This window comes from Blautia sp. MSK20_18 (assembly GCF_020553125.1).
In the GTDB taxonomy this organism is placed as follows: domain Bacteria; phylum Bacillota; class Clostridia; order Lachnospirales; family Lachnospiraceae; genus Blautia_A; species Blautia_A fusiformis.
The window spans coordinates 199,329-216,766 of the sequence record NZ_JAJCGR010000001.1 but is presented as its reverse complement, the minus strand read 5'-3'; the positions used below and the strand labels follow the sequence as shown (position 1 = coordinate 216,766).

Below are 17,438 nucleotides of genomic sequence, written 5' to 3'. Positions count from 1 at the left end.
CGATGAATGTCAAAAACAGAAAATGTATTCGAAAGCTCAGCTTAAAATCCCTTTATGCGAACCGTCGCCGCAATCTGATCGCCATTTTTGCCATTGCGCTGACAACGCTGCTATTTACTTCCATGTTCACCATTGTCTTGTCGTTGAACGCCAGTTATGAAACCTACCAGTTTCGGCAGGTAGGCGGTTATGCACACGGCACCTTTAAAGATGTTTCCCCCGAGCAGGCGGAACGTATCGCTGCTCATCCAAAGGTGAAGGCTGTGGGGGCACGGAAGGTGATCGGCATCACTGTGGATGGTGTCTTTTCCAAAACGCCTGCAGAGATCAGCTACATGGATGCCAACTGCACCAAATGGAGCTATGCCACCCCTACTACCGGGCGGATGCCCGAAAGCGGCAAAGAAGTAGCCATGGATACGGCAGCGTTGCAGCTGCTTGGCGTAACGCCGGAGCTGGGTGCCGAGGTCACGGTTTCCTATTCCATCACGGACAAGGATCAAACCGCCTTTACTGTAACAGATACCTTTACGCTGGTGGGCTATTGGGACTATGATGAACTAATGCCTGTTCACTACATCAACATCAGCCGTGATTACGCAGATGACATCGAAGCGCAGGCAGTGAAAACAGGGTTACAGCCTTTCCGCACCGATTTGAATGTCATGTTGGCTTCCGGCACAAACATTCAAGGGCAGATGGAGCAGGTGGATACCGATCTTGGTTACACATGGGACAGCTATACTGATCCCAACAGCGTCCGAATCGGCGTCAATTGGGGATATACCTCATCCCAACTGGAGTCGCAGCTCGATCCAGAGCTGATGGTCGCCATAGCAGCTTTTCTGCTGCTGGTGATTTTCACTGGGTATCTTATCATCTATAACATTTTCCAGATCTCTGTTGCGGGGGATATCCGGTTTTACGGACTTCTGAAGACCATTGGCACAACGCCCCGGCAGCTCAAACGCATCATTCGCCAGCAGGCACTTCTGCTTTGTCTGATCGGTATTCCGGCGGGGCTGCTGCTGGGCTATGGCATCGGCGCTGTTCTGGTGCCTGTTGTCTTGCGCTCCACCCAGTTGGATGCAGGCATCACCACCATCAGCACATCGCCTGTGATCTTCCTTGGTTCTATGCTGTTCGCCTTGTTGACGGTGCTCTTGTCCTGTTCCAAGCCCGGCAAAATGGCAGCTAAGGTCTCTCCGGTAGAGGCTACCAAATATACGGATGCGATACAGACTAAGAAAAAACAGCGCAGCACCCGGGGAGCCAAGCTCCATCAGATGGCCTTTGCCAATCTGGGACGAAACAAGAAAAAGACGGTGCTGGTGGTCGTGTCTCTGGCACTGTCGGTGACACTGTTCAATGCGCTGTGTGCCTTTGTGGGAGGCTTCAGCATGGAGAAGTATGTATCCTCCATGACCTGCGCCGATTTTATCGTCAGCACTCCCGACTATTTCCGTTACAACCCGGCAGATGAATTCATCACGCCAGAACAGATTGAGGAGATCGCAGCAAACACAAAGGCCAGTCTTTCCGGCACGGGATATGCTGTGCGAAAACCCGCCTACCTGTGGATGACGGAGGATGCTCTGCGGCAGGACTATGCAAGGTACGAAAGCGCCGAACAGTTGGACAGCCATATGAGCCGTCTGGAGCACCGGGGCAATATGGTGATGGGAGATACCAGAATCGAGGCTCTGGATAACAGTCTGTTTGACAAGCTGCAAGTATTCGACGGAGATATTTCTCCCATGTTGGAGCCGGACAATAACGCCATTGCCATTGCGGTTTCCTTAGATGACTACGGTAATCTGCCCAATCTTGAATACTACCCCAAGGTGGGAGACACGATCACCGTTACCTATGCGGACGATGTGAAATATATCGACAGCCGCACCGGGGAACTCACCGAAGATACACCGGAGGAGTACTTTCAGGCAAAATTGTATGGAGCCAGAGATGTAGAGTACACGGTCTGCGCCTTGGTAGAACTTCCGAATTCCATGAGTTATCGTTATGGTGGTATTGGATATGACGTAGTTTTGTCTGTGGACACCGCACAGAGGGACAGCGGTGGTGCGGTCGTTCCGATGCTCTACTTGTTCGACACAGCGGACGAAGCTGACGAGGCCGAAGCAGAGCAATATCTATCGAAGCTCACGGCCGGTGAGTTTTCGCCCCTGATGTATGAAAGCAAGGCCACGGCTCGGTCTGAGTTTGCTCAGTTCCGGCAGATGTTCCTTCTGATCGGTGGTATCCTTTGTGCTATCATTGGGCTGGTGGGACTCTTAAATTTCTTCAACGCCATGATGACTGGTATTCTTTCCCGCTGCCGGGAATTTGCTGTGCTTCAGGCTGTAGGAATGACGTCCCGACAGCTCAAAACCATGCTGATCTACGAGGGGTTGTTTTACGCAATGTCTTCCGTATCGGTGGCCTTTGTGCTTTCACTGGCGGTGGGACCTCTTGCGGGGAAAATGCTGGGCAGTATGTTCTGGTTCTTTGAGTATCGGTTCACCGTTCTGCCTGTCCTGCTGACAATTCCGGTATTTCTTCTGCTTGGGTGGCTGATTCCCTGCATGATGTATGATAATGCAGCGAAATGCAGCATTGTAGATCAGTTAAGGGATGCTCAATAATTGTTAAGCCAAAATTAGCCCTCTGTCAATGAAAAGGCTGAGGGCTGGAATTCAAATAATAATCAAAGTGACCATTACACTGGCCAGCGGCAAGAAACAGGTCATTTCCGTTACTGTGCAAAAAACAACAGTAAGAACAACAAAGATCACCGGACTGAAATCAAGCGTGACCGTTGCAAGAAATAAAAAACTTACGCTGAAACCGGTCATCGGCCCGATCACTTCCCAGGAGAAGGTTACCTACAGTTCTTCAAATAAGAAGATCGCAACGGTAAGTTCCAGTGGTGTGATCACTGGAAAGAAAAAGGGAACAGCCTATATCACAGTGAAATCTGGAAAGATCCGCAAAAAAGTAAAAGTAGTAGTTAAATAAAAATGATTTAAGCAGGAGCTGCCTTTCATGAATACACATGGAATGGCAGCTCCTTTTTTCATTTTTTGCATGTAGCTTTATTTGCAGAAGTAGATTACGATATTAATAGTTGACCAGGGAGAGAAGAATGATTAGATAATATGTTATAGTGATAATGGAAGCATGGTAACAAAAAAAATTATAAAAATAGAAAAAAAGTGCAACCAAACAGAAAAAAATACGTTCTATATAATAGAAAAGATTAATATGGCACACTGCAAATAACCTATCTGCATAAAAACACTAATATACAGGGGAGAAATGTGATATGGAAGATATACATATTATAAATTTATTTTTAGAAAGATCAGAAGATGCAATTCGCCAGGTAGAAGTAAAGTATGAAAAATTTTGCTTTAAGATTGCATGGAATATTTTATATAACACAGAAGATTCAGAAGAATGCGTAAATGATACGTGGCTGATAACGTGGAATAAGATTCCGCCCAAAACGCCAATAAAATTACCTGCATTTCTTGGAAAAATAACCAGAAATTTGGCATTAGACAATTTCAGAAAGAAAAATGCTTCAAAAAGAGCAGATACACATATGATGGATATTTGTGGTGAAGTGGAAAAACTGGAAAATACAATAAAGGATTATGTGGAAGAGGATATAAAGAAAAAGGAAATTTTGAATATTTTAGAAAAATTTTTAAGTGATTTAAAAGCAGGAGACAGGGATATTTTTGTCAGGCGATATTGGTATATGGATAATATTAAAGACATTGCAAAAAGACATGGATGCTCTGAGACTAAAATTAAATCCAGTCTTTTTCGAAGCAGAAACAGATTATGGGAAGAGGTGAAAGAAATCATATGAAAAAAGAAAACAATTTTTTGGATCTGATGGGAGAAATAGATGAAAAATTTGTTTATGAAGCTTCCTTGCCATGGGAAAAGCGAAATGTTAATTTGAAATTAAAATTAGCAAAGATTGCAGCAGGAGTTGTAATAGCATTATTGATAGGAGGTTTGGGACATCCGCACGAGATAAATGCGGCCTGGGAACAGATTACTTCGTGGATTCAAACTGCATTGGGGATTAATGAAAATGTAGAATCATATATAGATAGTGTTGGAAAAACGATTACTAAAAATGGAATTTCTATTACGTTAGATGAAATTGCTGCTGATAAGGAGAATTTATGGGTGGCAATATCTGACAATATAAATGATTCAAAAGAAAAAGAGACTATTCTACTAACAGAAGTGGAGATAAATGGAAAAGCGGCACAGTTAGATGGAACATATGCTCTGGAGAAAAAGGAGAACGGAGCAGATGGTCAGGTTTGTCATTATAGGTTGGAAGATACAACTATTAAAGATAATACAGCAGATATAAAAATGAAAGTATGGTTATTTGATCCAACAGAAATGGATACTGCAGATACAGAAGATACGGATGACTATATTTTTGAATTTTCATCAAATTGGGAAGAACTGGAGAAGAATACCATAAATGTAAATGTGAATAAAAAAATAAAGATATCTCCAAATCAAAATCTGACGATTTCAAAAATGAGCTTAAACGATTTGGCAAGTACAATTTATGGAAATTTGGATAATAAAGAATATGAAGATTATTATTTAATAGGAACCGACGATAAAGGAAATCAGGGGCTTTATAGAATGACAAATTATGGAGACACAGAGACTGTGTTTGAAGAAAGCAGAAATAATACAAAATATAAAGGAATTTCTCCAGATGCTAAAACGGTGACATTAGAATTATATGTAAATAAAGAAGAAAAAAACAGAACAACATATAAAAAATATGAAACAGGAACAGAAGATACTTACGGAGAAGGCGAAGGACGTGTTTATGAAAGTGATGAAGATCCTCTGGATTTATATAGCCCAGTGGAAGGAAAAATAGAAATTAAAATCAGATGACAAAAGAATAATTTTATCGAAGAGAGGAACAGCCAATATCATCTGCCTTCAGATATTGGCTGTAATATATATGATACATAAAAAATACAAGCAGCAGATAACGATAAGATTCTTATATCAGTCAAGGAAGCCTGTGAACGCACAGGTCTTTCAGAGAAAACCATGAGAACTCTTATGAAGAATAATACCTTCATGGTACGAATTGGGCGAAGAACCCTGATTGATAAGAAAAAATTTCAGAAATGGATAGATCGGCAGTCTTGAAAGGTTTTTGGGGTTGTGTTAAAATTAAGTCCAGTGCCATGCATGATCATCTATTGTTATTAGAAAAAGGATGGTAATGTTATGGAAAAAATCTAAGAGGAAAAGAAATAGGTAAGGGAATCCGACAAAGAAAAGATGGGCGGTAAGAAGCCAGAATCACAATTAAGGGATCTGGCAACCGCCTTTTTCTATCTATGGAACAAATCTTCAGCAGGTGAAAAAGCAAAGAAACATGTATTTGGCGGAAGTTCTCCCAGGTATTCCAGGCTTTGATTCGAGTATGTCCGTTTCAAAATGGTATGAGAAATGGATGGAACTTTATAAGGTTCGGAATCTTAAAGCAACCACGATAAGAAATTATGAAGAAAAGTATGGAAAAGAAAGCTAATTTTACTGATAAAATGACAATTTAGGAAGAGGTTTAAATATTTGGAAAAAGCAAGAAACACTGAAGAAGAGAAAAAAATGGGTCAAAAGTGGGTCAAAAAAAAATATAAGGCATCTGAAACCCGCATAAACACTGGGTTTCCGGCTGATACCAGTACATTATCACCGATGATGAAAGAATACGTAAAGACCAAAGAAGAATACAGCGACTGTATCCTTTTTTACCGTCTGGGCGATTTTTATGAAATGTTCTTTGATGATGCGCTGACTGCATCCAAGGAACTGGAGATCACACTTACAGGAAAAGACTGCGGATTGGAAGAGAGAGCGCCCATGTGTGGCGTTCCTTTTCATGCTGCGGAAACTTATATCAACCGGCTGATCGAAAAGGGCTATAAGGTTGCCATCTGCGAACAGGTAGAAGATCCGAAAAAAGCCAAGGGTCTTGTTAAACGAGAGGTTGTCCGCATTGTCACGCCGGGAACTACTCTGGATACCATGTCACTGGACGAGTCCAAAAACAATTATCTGATGTCCATCGTCTCCATTGGAGAGCATTTTGGCTGTGCAATTGCAGATATCACAACCGGTGACTGTTTTCTCACAGAACTGGATAAACCTCAGAAGCTTCTGGATGAGATCAATAAATTTACACCTGCAGAGATCATCTGCAATGACGCCTTTCTTTTAAGCGGTGTGGATGTAGCGGATCTGAAGGGGCGTCTTGGAATCTGTGTATTTGCTCTGGATCCCTGGTACTTTGACGACCAGCTGTGCCAGAAAACCCTGAAAGAGCATTTTCACGTCGGAAATCTGGAAGGTCTCGGGATCGGAGATTATGACAGCGGGATCATTGCTTCCGGTGCACTGTTCCTGTATCTGAAGGAAACACAGAAAACAGCACTTTCCCATATGGCAAGCATCCGCCCTTACTCTGCTGAAAAATATATGCTCATCGACAGCTCCAGCCGTCGTAACCTGGAGCTTGTGGAAACCATGCGCGAAAAGCAGAAAAGAGGTTCTCTTCTCTGGGTTCTGGATAAAACCAAAACTGCCATGGGTGCAAGAACCCTTCGTTCTTATGTGGAGCAGCCTCTGATCGATGCAGAGGAAATCGAAAAGAGACTTGGTGCCCTGGAAGAACTGAACGCAAAACCTATGGATCGTGATGAGATCCGGGAATACTTAAATCCGATCTACGATCTGGAACGTCTGATAAGCCGTATCAGCTATAAATCTGCCAACCCAAGAGATCTGGTTTCCTTTGCCTCTTCCCTGGAAATGCTGCCTTATATAAAGCAGATCCTTGCAGAATTTAAATCTCCGCTGCTTATGCAGATCAACGAAGACATGGATCCATTGTCAGACATTACCGATCTGATCCGTAATTCCATTGCTGATGATCCGCCCCTTGCCCAAAAGGACGGCGGTATCATTCGGGAAGGTTATAACGAAGATGTGGATAAATTCCGCCGCTCCCGGACAGATGGAAAGAAGTGGTTATCTGAATTGGAAGCAAGAGAGCGGGAACGTACCGGTATTAAGAGCCTGAAGATCAAATATAACCGTGTATTCGGCTATTCCCTGGAAGTTACCAACACCTTCAAGGATCTCGTGCCGGAGGACTATATCCGCAAACAGACCCTTACCAACGCAGAGCGTTACATCACCCAGGAGCTGAAGGATCTGGAGGATCTGATCCTTGGAGCAGAAGATAAGCTTTATGCATTAGAATTTGAACTGTTTTCAGATATCCGTGATCAGGTTGGAGCTGAGGTTGTCCGTATCCAGCGTACTGCAAAGGCAGTAGCTGCTCTGGATGTTTTTGCTTCCCTTGCACTGGTTGCACAGAGGAATAACTTTGTCCGGCCCAAGATCAATGAGACCGGCCTCATTGATATCCGAAATGGCCGCCACCCGGTTGTGGAACAGATGATTGAAAACGATATGTTCATTCCAAATGATACGTATCTTGACAACCACAAAAAACGTATCTCCATTATCACAGGACCGAACATGGCCGGAAAATCCACATACATGCGCCAGACAGCATTGATCGTACTGATGGCACAGATCGGAAGCTTTGTTCCTGCGGACAGTGCGAATATCGGTGTGGTTGACCGGATCTTCACCCGTGTGGGAGCATCCGATGACCTTGCAAGCGGACAGAGTACCTTTATGGTGGAGATGACAGAGGTTGCCAACATTCTTCGTAATGCCACTTCCCGAAGTCTTCTGATCCTGGATGAGATCGGACGTGGAACTAGTACCTTTGACGGCCTTTCCATTGCCTGGGCAGTGATCGAACACATCAGCAACACCAAACTCTGCGGCGCCAAGACCTTATTTGCGACCCATTATCACGAGCTTACCGAACTGGAAGGCAAGCTTTCCGGTGTCAACAACTACTGTATCGCTGTCAAGGAAAAAGGCGACGATATCGTATTCCTGCGTAAGATCGTAAAAGGCGGAGCAGATAAAAGCTATGGTATCCAGGTAGCCAAGCTTGCCGGTGTTCCGGATTCCGTGATCCAGCGTGCCAAGGAACTGGTAGAGGAGCTCAGTGATGCAGATATCACTGCAGCTGTAAAAGATCTAACTGCTCCAAAGAAAAAGCAGAAGATCACCTATGATCAGTTAGATATGGCACAGATGTCACTGTTTGACACGGTACAGGACAATGATATCATTGAAGAGATCAAAAACCTGGAGATCGGGAATCTGACACCAATGGAAGCTTTGAACATTCTCTATAACCTGCAGAACAAAATTAAGAACCGGTGGTGAGACCCTTGAAAAAAATTGCAGTTTTAGACCAGAATACCATTGATAAGATCGCAGCAGGAGAGGTCGTAGAGCGCCCCTCCTCTGTTGTAAAAGAGCTTGTGGAAAATGCCATTGACGCAGGTGCTACCGCTATTACTGTAGAGATCACAGACGGCGGAAAAAAGCTGATCCGTATCACGGACAATGGCTCCGGAATGGATGCAGAGCAGGTTCCGCTTGCTTTTCTCCGCCATGCCACAAGTAAAATTGAAAAAGTAGAAGACCTGACCCACATTGCCTCTCTTGGCTTCCGTGGTGAAGCACTTTCCAGTATTGCCGCCGTCTCCCAGGTGGAGCTGATCACAAAGACTCCTTCCGGGATCAGTGGTACCCGTTATGTGATCGAAGGCGGAAAAGAACAGTCTCTGGAGGAAATGGGGGCACCGGAGGGAACAACATTTCTGATCCGAAACCTCTTTTACAATACACCTGCAAGGAGCAAATTCCTGAAATCCGATATGACAGAAGCCGGTTACATCAATACTCTGATGGAGCAGTTGGCGCTTTCCCATCCGGAAATCTCCTTTAAATATATCCAGAACCGTCAGGTGAAGCTTTCCAGTTCCGGAAACTACAGCGTAAAAGATGTGATCTACAGTGTCTACGGCCGGGAGATCGCCAAGGCGCTTCTGGATGTTTCCTACGAAAATGATTTCATGAAGATCGAGGGCTTTGTGGGGAAACCGGAGATTTCCAGAGGAAACCGTACTTTTGAGAATTATTATATCAATGGCCGATATGTAAAAAACAAGATCATTACCAAGGCCATTGAGGACGGATATAAAGGACTTGTCATGCAGCATAAATTTCCGTTTGTCTCACTTCGGATCGAAATGGACGGCAATGACCTGGATGTTAATGTGCATCCCGCAAAGAGAGAAGTGCGTTTTGCCAGAGAAACCGAAGTTTATACGGCCATTTATGAAACTGTCCGCAAGGTATTGACCCACAGAGAACTGATCCCACAGGTATCTGTTGGAAAAGACGAACCGACATCCCGCACAGAACAGATAAAGCCAGGAAATATTCCGGAGCCTTTTGAAGTAAAACGGCGGCAGGAGATGTACGGTCACCCAAATCGGACGGCAAATATAGCTTCCCATGCTGCACCGACAGCTTCTGAAGTACGTAGTACAGCGCCGGTTCCATCGATACCTTATAATAAGCCAACAAATGGTACCGCCTCCTATGGTTCAGCTGAAACAACTCACAATTCTTCAGCTTCTTCTGCAGATAAATACAAACGTGTGGATTCTCTGCGGGAAAATCCCGTATATGAATCGCAGCCTTTCACAAAAGAAGAAGAGGAAATGTTTTCCGGAACATTAAAAGACGGAAGAAATGAAAATTCCGCTACAGAAACAGCAGATTATGAAGTGATTTCTGAAAAGCCTGCTGAATCGGCACCTCCTGAGGTAGACAACGAGCCGATCAAATCGCAGGAACAGGAACCGCCAAAACAGCTGGAACTGTTCGAAGAACGGCTTCTTGCTCCTGAATCCAGAAGCCGCCACAGACTGATCGGACAGCTGTTTGATACCTACTGGCTGGTACAGTTTGAGGATAATTTTTATATCATTGACCAGCATGCTGCCCATGAAAAAGTATATTATGAGCGATTCGTAAAGCAGTTTCAGTCCCAGAACATCCAGTCCCAGTATGTAAGTCCCCCACTGATCGTTTCACTCAGCCTTGAGGAGGAGAATCTGCTGAAGGCAAACAAAAAGTATTTCCGGGATTTCGGCTTTGAGATCGAACCCTTTGGCGGAAGGGAGTACAGTATCAGTGCGGTTCCCTCCAGCCTTCTGGGAATGACAGAAGAAGAGCTGTTTCTGGAAATGCTGGACCATCTCACTGCAGACGGTTCCAAGGATGCCTTTGAAATTTTTGCCTCAAGGCTTGCGACCATGGCCTGTAAGGCTGCTGTAAAAGGCAATCATTCCATGTCGCCTCAGGAAGCTGATAAGCTGATCGATGAATTATTGACACTGAAAAATCCTTATAACTGTCCTCATGGAAGACCAACGATCATTGCCATGAGTAAGACAGAAATCGAAAAAAAATTCAAACGTATCGTGTAAGATACTTAACATAAACGGAGGAAATATATGAAAAAACCTCTTATCGTCCTTACCGGGCCTACTGCCGTGGGAAAAACAAAGCTTTCCATTGCCCTTGCAAAAGCAGTAAACGGAGAGATCATTTCCGCGGATTCCATGCAGGTTTACCGCCATATGGATATCGGTTCCGCCAAGATCACGCCGGAAGAAATGGATGGCGTCCCACATCATCTGGTGGATGTACTGGAGCCAACAGAAGATTTTAACATTGTCCTTTTTCAGCAGATGGCAAAAGATGCCATGGACAAAATTTATGACAAAGGTCGGATTCCGATCCTGGTAGGCGGCACAGGATTTTATATTCAGTCTGTGACCAGAGATATTGATTTTACCAGCTCCGACCAGGATGAACATTACCGCAGGGAGCTGGAAGAGCTGGCAGAGCAGAAGGGGCCTGCATTTCTCCATGACATGCTTGCCAAGGTCGATCCCAAGTCAGCCGAAGATATCCATGAGAACAATGTCAAGCGGGTGATACGTGCCCTGGAATTTTATAAACAGAACGGTACCAGGATCTCCGAACATAATGAAGAACAGAAGGAGCATACCAGTCCCTATGCACTGGCTTATTTCGTCCTGAACGCACCACGCCCACTTCTCTATGAACGCATTGACACAAGAGTGGACGAAATGCTGAAAAACGGTCTGACAGAAGAAGTTAAAAAGCTTCGGGAGATGGGCTGCCACAGGGGAATGGTTTCCATGCAGGGGCTTGGCTATAAGGAAATCCTGGACTGGATGGACGGAAACTATTCTTATGAGGAAGCCGTAAGGGTCCTGAAACGTGACACCAGACACTTTGCCAAACGTCAGCTTACCTGGTTCCGCAGAGAAAGCGAAGTAACCTGGGTAGATAAAGATAACTTTGATTACGATGACAGCAGGATCCTTTCCTACATGCTTTCTGTATGCAGGGAAAAGGGAATCCTCCCTGCCAAATAAAATAAAAAAGGAAAAATGATCATGAAAGAATTATATGCACAGCTTGGAATCTCTTCTGCAGTTTACGATTTCGGTAAATCTGTGGAAGATTCCCTGAAAGAACGTTTTGAGAAATTTGATAAGACTGCCGAATACAACCAGATGAAGGTTATCCGCGCCATGCAGAAGAACCGTGTCAGTGAGGCTTGTTTCGGAGCTTCCTCCGGTTATGGCTACAACGACCTTGGCCGCGAGACTCTGGAGCAGGTCTATGCCGATACCTTCCACACAGAAGCCTGCCTGGTACGCCCGCAGATCACCTGTGGAACTCATGCACTTGCCATTGCTCTCTTCGGAAACCTGCGCCCCGGTGACGAGCTTCTTTCCCCTGTAGGAAAGCCTTACGATACCCTGGAAGAAGTGATCGGTATCCGCCCGTCCAATGGTTCCCTTGCGGAATATGGCGTAAAATATCGTCAGGTGGATCTTCTCGAGGATGGTACCTTTGATTATGAAAACATTAGAAAAGCAGTCAATGAAAAAACAAAGCTGGTAACCATCCAGCGTTCCAAAGGCTATCAGACCCGTCCTTCTTTCTCCGTAAAACAGATCGGTGAGCTGATCTCTTTTGTAAAAAAGATCAAGCCGGATGTGATTTGCATGGTAGATAACTGCTACGGAGAATTCGTAGATACCATCGAGCCCAGTGATGTAGGTGCAGATATCATGGTCGGCTCCCTGATCAAAAATCCAGGTGGCGGCCTTGCTCCTATCGGTGGTTATATCGCAGGAAGAAAAGACTGTGTGGAAAATGCCTCCTACCGTATGACCTGCCCGGGACTGGGCATGGAAGTCGGTGCAACTCTTGGTGTAAACCGTTCTCTGTATCAGGGATTTTTCCTTGCACCGATGATCACCAAAGGAGCTTTAAAGGGCGCTGTTTTTGCAGCGAACATTTATGAAAAGCTTGGTTTCCCGGTAGTTCCCAACAGCACAGAGCCACGTCAGGATATCATCCAGGCGGTCACTCTCGGAACACCGGAGGGTCTTGTAGCATTCTGCCAGGGTATCCAGGCTGCTGCACCGGTAGACAGCTTTGTAACACCGGAGCCGTGGGATATGCCGGGATATGACAGCCAGGTGATCATGGCAGCAGGTGCTTTCATCCAGGGTTCTTCCATCGAGCTTTCTGCCGATGGTCCTATGAAACCGCCTTATGCAGTTTATTTCCAGGGTGGTCTCACCTGGGAGCATGCAAAGCTGGGAATCCTGAAATCTCTTCAGTATATGGTTGATAAGGAACTTGTGAGATTATGAAAAAATCCGAAGGACCGGACTTAAAAAAACAGATCTTTGTCATAGGAGCCGGTGCTTCCGGTCTTATGGCAGCTATTCAGGCTGCTGTATACGGAGCTGCAGTTACGGTTCTGGAACAAAATGACCGTCCCGGCAGAAAAATCTGTGCTACGGGAAACGGCCGTTGTAATATGACGAACCTGAATCAGGATAAAAACGCTTACCGGGGATCTCATCCTGAATTTGCCAAAGATGCCCTGGCACAGTTTCCTGTGGAAAAAACTCTGAAATTCTTTCAGGAACTGGGAATCTGTACCACAGACCGCAGCGGATGGATCTATCCCCGAAGCAACCAGGCACAGAGTGTGGTAGATGTTCTTGTCATGAAGGCACGCAGCCTGAAGGTAAAGCTGAAAACCAATCAGACCGTTACCGGCGTGTCTTTTGCAGACGGACAGTGGAAGATCCATACGGACGGATGGACCTACAGTGGTGATGCCGTGATCCTTGCAAATGGTTCCCGTGCGTCTTCCGTTGCAGGTTCCTGCGAAAGCGGATATGAAATTGCAAAAAGTCTCGGACATCATCTGATCGAACCCCTTCCAGCTTTGACAGCTCTGAAATGTAAGGGAAATTCTTTTTCCGGCTGGAGTGGTGTACGGACAGAAGGTAAGATAACACTTTATATAGACGGCACACCGACAGTTTCCCAGCAGGGAGAACTGCAGCTTACCGATTACGGTGTATCCGGGATCCCGGTATTCCAGATTTCCCGCTATGCTATCCGTGCCGTCCATGAAAACAAAAATGTGGAGCTTTCCATAAATTTTTTTCCGGAACTGAACCGGAAAGAGCTGGAAGAATACCTGGAGCACAGAAAAGCAGCCTGCCCTTACAAAACAGAAAAAGAACTTCTCATCGGACTTTTTCCTGAAAAACTGATCCGTGTTTTATGTGCACAGAAGGATCTTATCCGCGGAATCACCGATTTTCGTCTCCCGGTAAAAAACGGCCTTTCCTTTGAACAGGCACAGGTTTGTTCCGGTGGAGTGGATACGTCTGAAGTTCACAGCAAAACCATGGAGTCCAGACTTCATAAAGGTCTTTATTTTGCCGGAGAGCTCCTTGACATTGACGGTACCTGCGGAGGTTATAACCTGCAGTGGGCATGGTCAAGCGGAGCTGCCGCCGGTATCTGGGCAGCAAAGGAGGAAGAAAAATGATCCGGATCACACAGCTGAAGCTTCCCATCACTCATACAGAAGAGCAGCTTCACCGAAAAATAGCAAAAATGCTTCGTCTTGGAAATCAGCCGCTCACCTATGAGATTCGAAAACAATCTCTGGATGCCCGGCACAAAGAGGACAAAAAATTTGTCTACACTGTAGATATTAAACTGGATAACGAATCCCGTGTTCTCAAAAAGGTTCACGATAAAAATATTATGTTAACCTATGAGAAGAAATATCATTTTCCCTCATCTGGCTCTGAAACTCTTTCCCATCGTCCTATAGTGATCGGAAGCGGACCTGCAGGATTATTCTGTGCCTGGTACCTGGCCAAAGCCGGGTACTGTCCACTGGTACTGGAACGGGGAGAAGAAGCAGACAAACGCCAGGAAACCGTGGAAAATTTCTGGAAAAACGGCATCCTGGATCCGGATTCCAATGTACAGTTCGGAGAGGGCGGTGCAGGGACTTTTTCCGATGGAAAGCTGAATACTCTGGTAAAAGATACTTTTGGAAGAGGAAAGGAAGTTCTTTCCCGATTTGTGGAGGCAGGAGCTCCCTCTGAGATCCTTTACCAGCAAAAGCCTCATCTTGGCACAGATCAGCTTGTAGGTATCGTTCAGTTTATGCGTCATCAGATTGAAGAAATGGGCGGGGAATTCCGTTTTCGTTCCACAGTAACTGATCTGATGATCCGTGACCGGAAGCTTAATGCAGTCATTGTCAATGCAAAAGAGGAAATACCGGCAGAAATCTGCATTCTTGCTCCCGGCCACAGCGCCAGAGATACGTTTGCCATGCTGGAAAAACACAATATTAACATGGAGCCGAAATCTTTTGCAGTGGGGGTACGTGTGGAACATCCGCAGACCATGATCAACCAGGATCTTTACGGGGAACCGGAAAACGACCGTCTGGGTGCATCCAGCTACAAGGTTACCCATACACTGGAAAACGGACGTGGCGTTTATTCTTTCTGTATGTGTCCCGGCGGATATGTTGTAAATGCATCTTCTGAAGAAGGTATGCTTGCAGTGAATGGTATGAGCTATCAGGCACGTGACAGCCATAATGCCAACAGTGCTATCATCGTTACGGTAAACCCTTCTGATTTTCCTGAAGAGGGAGTTCTCGGCGGAATCGCTCTGCAGCGAAAACTGGAGCGCGCAGCCTGGGAAGCCGGAAACGGAAAAATTCCGGTACAGCTTTTCAAAGATTACTGTACCCATCAGAAAAGTACCAGGCTTGGAGATGTGATCCCCTGTATAAAAGGAGCTTATACACTTACCGATGTCCGCAGTATTTTCCCGAAAGAGATCGGCGATTCCATTGAAGCAGGAATCCATGCTTTTGGAAAAAAGCTTTCCGGTTTTGACCGACCGGATGCATTGCTGGAAGGAGTAGAAAGCCGTACCTCTTCTCCTGTACGGATCGTTCGGGAACCGAAAAAGCTCACTTCCAATATAGAAGGGATCTACCCCTGCGGAGAGGGCGCCGGTTACGCCGGAGGCATTACATCCGCAGCGATGGACGGGATCAAGGTGGCAGAAGCAGTCGCTTCTGTTTATGCCCTGCCTGTAAACAAAATGTGAAAAAAGTGGAAATTTCCGGGATAGAGTGTACATCCCTGCTTTTTTATGCTAAAATAACTTCTGCAATTTTGCATCCCCTTCTTCGAGAGCGAAAAGGGAAATCATATGAAAGATACTATAATGGAAATGCCAGATTATCAGCGTCCGTATGAAAAATGTCTGCGGGAAGGAGAACAGTCCTTAAGCGATCGAGAGCTTCTTGCCGTGATCCTGCGCTGTGGCGTACAGGGATCCAGTTCCCTGACTCTGGCAGATAAAATCCTGAATTTATCGAAACAGACCGGATACAGTGGCCTGCTTGGACTGTTTCATATTTCCATGCAGGAACTGATGAAGATCCATGGAATCGGTAAGGTAAAAGCCATACAGCTGAAATGTATCGGGGAACTTTCCAAGCGTATGGCAACCGCAGCTGCAAAACCGGAATTATCTTTTCACCATCCGGTAACCATTGCGAAGTATTATATGGAGCGGCTCCGGCATGAAGAGCAGGAATTGCTTTACTGCATGATGCTGGACGGACATAACCATTTGTCGGGTGAACAGCTTTTAAGCCGCGGTACAGTCAATGCCACACTGATCACACCAAGAGAAGTCTTTGTAGAAGCTGTAAAGTATCGGGCGGTGAACCTGATCCTGGTCCACAATCATCCAGGAGGCGATCCCTCCCCCAGCCAGGCTGATCTGGATGTTACAGAACGGATCTATCATTGTGGTGAACTCCTCGGCATCCATCTTCTGGATCATATCATTATCGGTGATCACAGGTATGTCAGTTTCCGCGAAAAAGGGATTTTTGATGAATATACTTAAGTGAAGGGACAGATTTATGCTTTTTAGAAATAATTACGGAGTAGACCTTGGAAGCAGCTCTGTAAAAGTCTATTCATTTTTCAGAAACAAAAGTTACATAGAAAAGAACATGGTAGCCTACAGAGGACGCCGGATCCTTGCCATAGGGAACGAAGCTTATGAAATGTTTGAAAAATCACCTGCAGATATTTCCGTAAATTCTCCTATGGCTTTCGGTATGCTGGCAAATCTGGAATTGCAGGAGATCGTCCTTTACAGCATGATAAAAAAAATCGATCATACATCCGGTCTCGGAGCAGACATGTATTTCTCCGTACCACTTGATATGACTGCTATCGAAAAGAGGGCATACTATCATCTGGTCAATGGTCACTGGCTGCGGAAAAACCGTGTTTTTATGGTGGAGGCCCCTATTGCAGATGCCATTGCCATGGGAATCGACCCTGAAAAGAATCAGGGCAGCATGATCGTAAACATCGGTGCACAGAGTACAGAGTTTTCCATCATAACCGACGGCAAGATCATCATTAGCCGTAAGATCCCCATCGGAGGCAGACAGATGAACGAATCTATCTGCAGCGAGATCCGAAAACATTATAATCTTCAGATTGGAACACGAACTGCAAAACGTCTGAAAGTAGTTATGGGAAGACTGAATGATCAGAAAAAAGAAGCCCGAAAAGTAGTCGGGATCGACAGTATTTCCGGACTTCCACGAGAAGAAGTTATTTCTGCCTACGTTGTTAATGAAGGGATCGCCAACTGTGTGAATCAGATCGCAGCAGAGATGAAATCTTTTCTGGAACGTACCCCGCCACAGATTGCTTATCATATCGCAAAAGAGGGCATTTATCTGACCGGCGGCAGTACACGGCTTCCTTATATAGATAACTATCTGGCTAGCTATACAGGATTTGCCTTTAATCTTTCTGATCTGTATGAAACTTCTGCAGCATACGGCCTGGAAAAGATCATCCGCGACAGAAACCTGCGCAAATGGGCCCAGCCGGTAAAGCAGAAAAAACTGTAAAGGGGCA

Annotated in this window: 13 protein-coding genes; all 13 read left to right on the top strand. The window is 45.3% G+C overall.

The features are described 5' to 3' along the window. The first annotated feature begins 2 nt into the window (after nt 1-2). The 13 genes from LI091_RS00985 to LI091_RS00930 all read left to right on the top strand — a co-directional run bounded on the left by LI091_RS00985 (nt 3) and on the right by LI091_RS00930 (nt 17,431). Nucleotides 3-2,645 (top strand): ABC transporter permease, encoded by a 2,643-nt coding sequence (locus LI091_RS00985; protein WP_265190678.1) that lies wholly within the window; start codon nt 3-5, stop codon nt 2,643-2,645. A 28-nt stretch (nt 2,646-2,673) separates the two neighbouring features. Next, the gene (locus LI091_RS00980) at nt 2,674-3,018 is read left to right on the top strand and encodes an Ig-like domain-containing protein (RefSeq protein WP_243279070.1); all 345 of its coding nucleotides are present in this window, start codon (nt 2,674-2,676) and stop codon (nt 3,016-3,018) included. 307 nt (nt 3,019-3,325) lie between these two features. Then, complete coding sequence (locus LI091_RS00975) at nt 3,326-3,880, top strand: RNA polymerase sigma factor (RefSeq protein WP_173760499.1); 555 nt, start codon at nt 3,326-3,328, stop codon at nt 3,878-3,880. Beyond that, nucleotides 3,853-4,953: a DUF4179 domain-containing protein gene (locus LI091_RS00970; protein ID WP_265190677.1), complete on the top strand. Its 1,101-nt coding sequence runs from the start codon at nt 3,853-3,855 to the stop codon at nt 4,951-4,953. Before LI091_RS00975 ends, LI091_RS00970 begins: the two co-directional genes overlap by 28 nt. 84 nt (nt 4,954-5,037) lie before the next feature. Beyond that, a complete protein-coding gene (locus LI091_RS18700) occupies nt 5,038-5,217 on the top strand; it encodes a helix-turn-helix transcriptional regulator (RefSeq protein ID WP_084449169.1) in 180 nt (59 codons plus the stop codon). Between the two features lie 555 nt (nt 5,218-5,772). Next, on the top strand, nt 5,773-8,391 hold the full coding sequence (mutS, locus tag LI091_RS00965; protein ID WP_015525114.1) for a DNA mismatch repair protein MutS: 2,619 nt from the start codon (nt 5,773-5,775) through the stop codon (nt 8,389-8,391). Nucleotides 8,392-8,396: 5 nt separating this feature from the next. Further along, nucleotides 8,397-10,511 (top strand): DNA mismatch repair endonuclease MutL, encoded by a 2,115-nt coding sequence (gene mutL, locus LI091_RS00960; protein WP_114001624.1) that lies wholly within the window; start codon nt 8,397-8,399, stop codon nt 10,509-10,511. Nucleotides 10,512-10,538: 27 nt separating this feature from the next. Further along, nucleotides 10,539-11,492, top strand: coding sequence for a tRNA (adenosine(37)-N6)-dimethylallyltransferase MiaA (gene miaA, locus LI091_RS00955; RefSeq protein WP_265190676.1), 954 nt, complete (start codon nt 10,539-10,541; stop codon nt 11,490-11,492). 21 nt (nt 11,493-11,513) lie between these two features. Next, nucleotides 11,514-12,788: a methionine gamma-lyase family protein gene (locus LI091_RS00950; protein ID WP_015525116.1), complete on the top strand. Its 1,275-nt coding sequence runs from the start codon at nt 11,514-11,516 to the stop codon at nt 12,786-12,788. Then, a complete protein-coding gene (locus LI091_RS00945; RefSeq protein WP_265190675.1) occupies nt 12,785-13,990 on the top strand; it encodes an NAD(P)/FAD-dependent oxidoreductase in 1,206 nt (401 codons plus the stop codon). The genes LI091_RS00950 and LI091_RS00945 overlap by 4 nt, the downstream gene beginning before the upstream one ends. Beyond that, nucleotides 13,987-15,588, top strand: coding sequence for an NAD(P)/FAD-dependent oxidoreductase (locus LI091_RS00940; protein ID WP_265190674.1), 1,602 nt, complete (start codon nt 13,987-13,989; stop codon nt 15,586-15,588). The genes LI091_RS00945 and LI091_RS00940 overlap by 4 nt, the downstream gene beginning before the upstream one ends. Nucleotides 15,589-15,693: 105 nt before the next feature. Then, a complete protein-coding gene (radC, locus tag LI091_RS00935; RefSeq protein ID WP_022427291.1) occupies nt 15,694-16,401 on the top strand; it encodes a RadC family protein in 708 nt (235 codons plus the stop codon). A gap of 16 nt (nt 16,402-16,417) precedes the next feature. Next, nucleotides 16,418-17,431: a rod shape-determining protein gene (locus LI091_RS00930; RefSeq protein ID WP_015525122.1), complete on the top strand. Its 1,014-nt coding sequence runs from the start codon at nt 16,418-16,420 to the stop codon at nt 17,429-17,431. Nucleotides 17,432-17,438 lie beyond the last annotated feature (7 nt).

Coding starts and splice junctions, on each gene's coding strand:
- LI091_RS00985 (WP_265190678.1), top strand. CDS start 3: ATGAATGTCAAAAACAGAAAATGTATTCGAAAGCTCAGCTTAAAATCC.
- LI091_RS00980 (WP_243279070.1), top strand. CDS start 2,674: ATGAAAAGGCTGAGGGCTGGAATTCAAATAATAATCAAAGTGACCATT.
- LI091_RS00975 (WP_173760499.1), top strand. CDS start 3,326: ATGGAAGATATACATATTATAAATTTATTTTTAGAAAGATCAGAAGAT.
- LI091_RS00970 (WP_265190677.1), top strand. CDS start 3,853: ATGGGAAGAGGTGAAAGAAATCATATGAAAAAAGAAAACAATTTTTTG.
- mutS (WP_015525114.1), top strand. CDS start 5,773: ATGATGAAAGAATACGTAAAGACCAAAGAAGAATACAGCGACTGTATC.
- miaA (WP_265190676.1), top strand. CDS start 10,539: ATGAAAAAACCTCTTATCGTCCTTACCGGGCCTACTGCCGTGGGAAAA.
- LI091_RS00950 (WP_015525116.1), top strand. CDS start 11,514: ATGAAAGAATTATATGCACAGCTTGGAATCTCTTCTGCAGTTTACGAT.
- LI091_RS00945 (WP_265190675.1), top strand. CDS start 12,785: ATGAAAAAATCCGAAGGACCGGACTTAAAAAAACAGATCTTTGTCATA.
- LI091_RS00940 (WP_265190674.1), top strand. CDS start 13,987: ATGATCCGGATCACACAGCTGAAGCTTCCCATCACTCATACAGAAGAG.
- radC (WP_022427291.1), top strand. CDS start 15,694: ATGAAAGATACTATAATGGAAATGCCAGATTATCAGCGTCCGTATGAA.
- LI091_RS00930 (WP_015525122.1), top strand. CDS start 16,418: ATGCTTTTTAGAAATAATTACGGAGTAGACCTTGGAAGCAGCTCTGTA.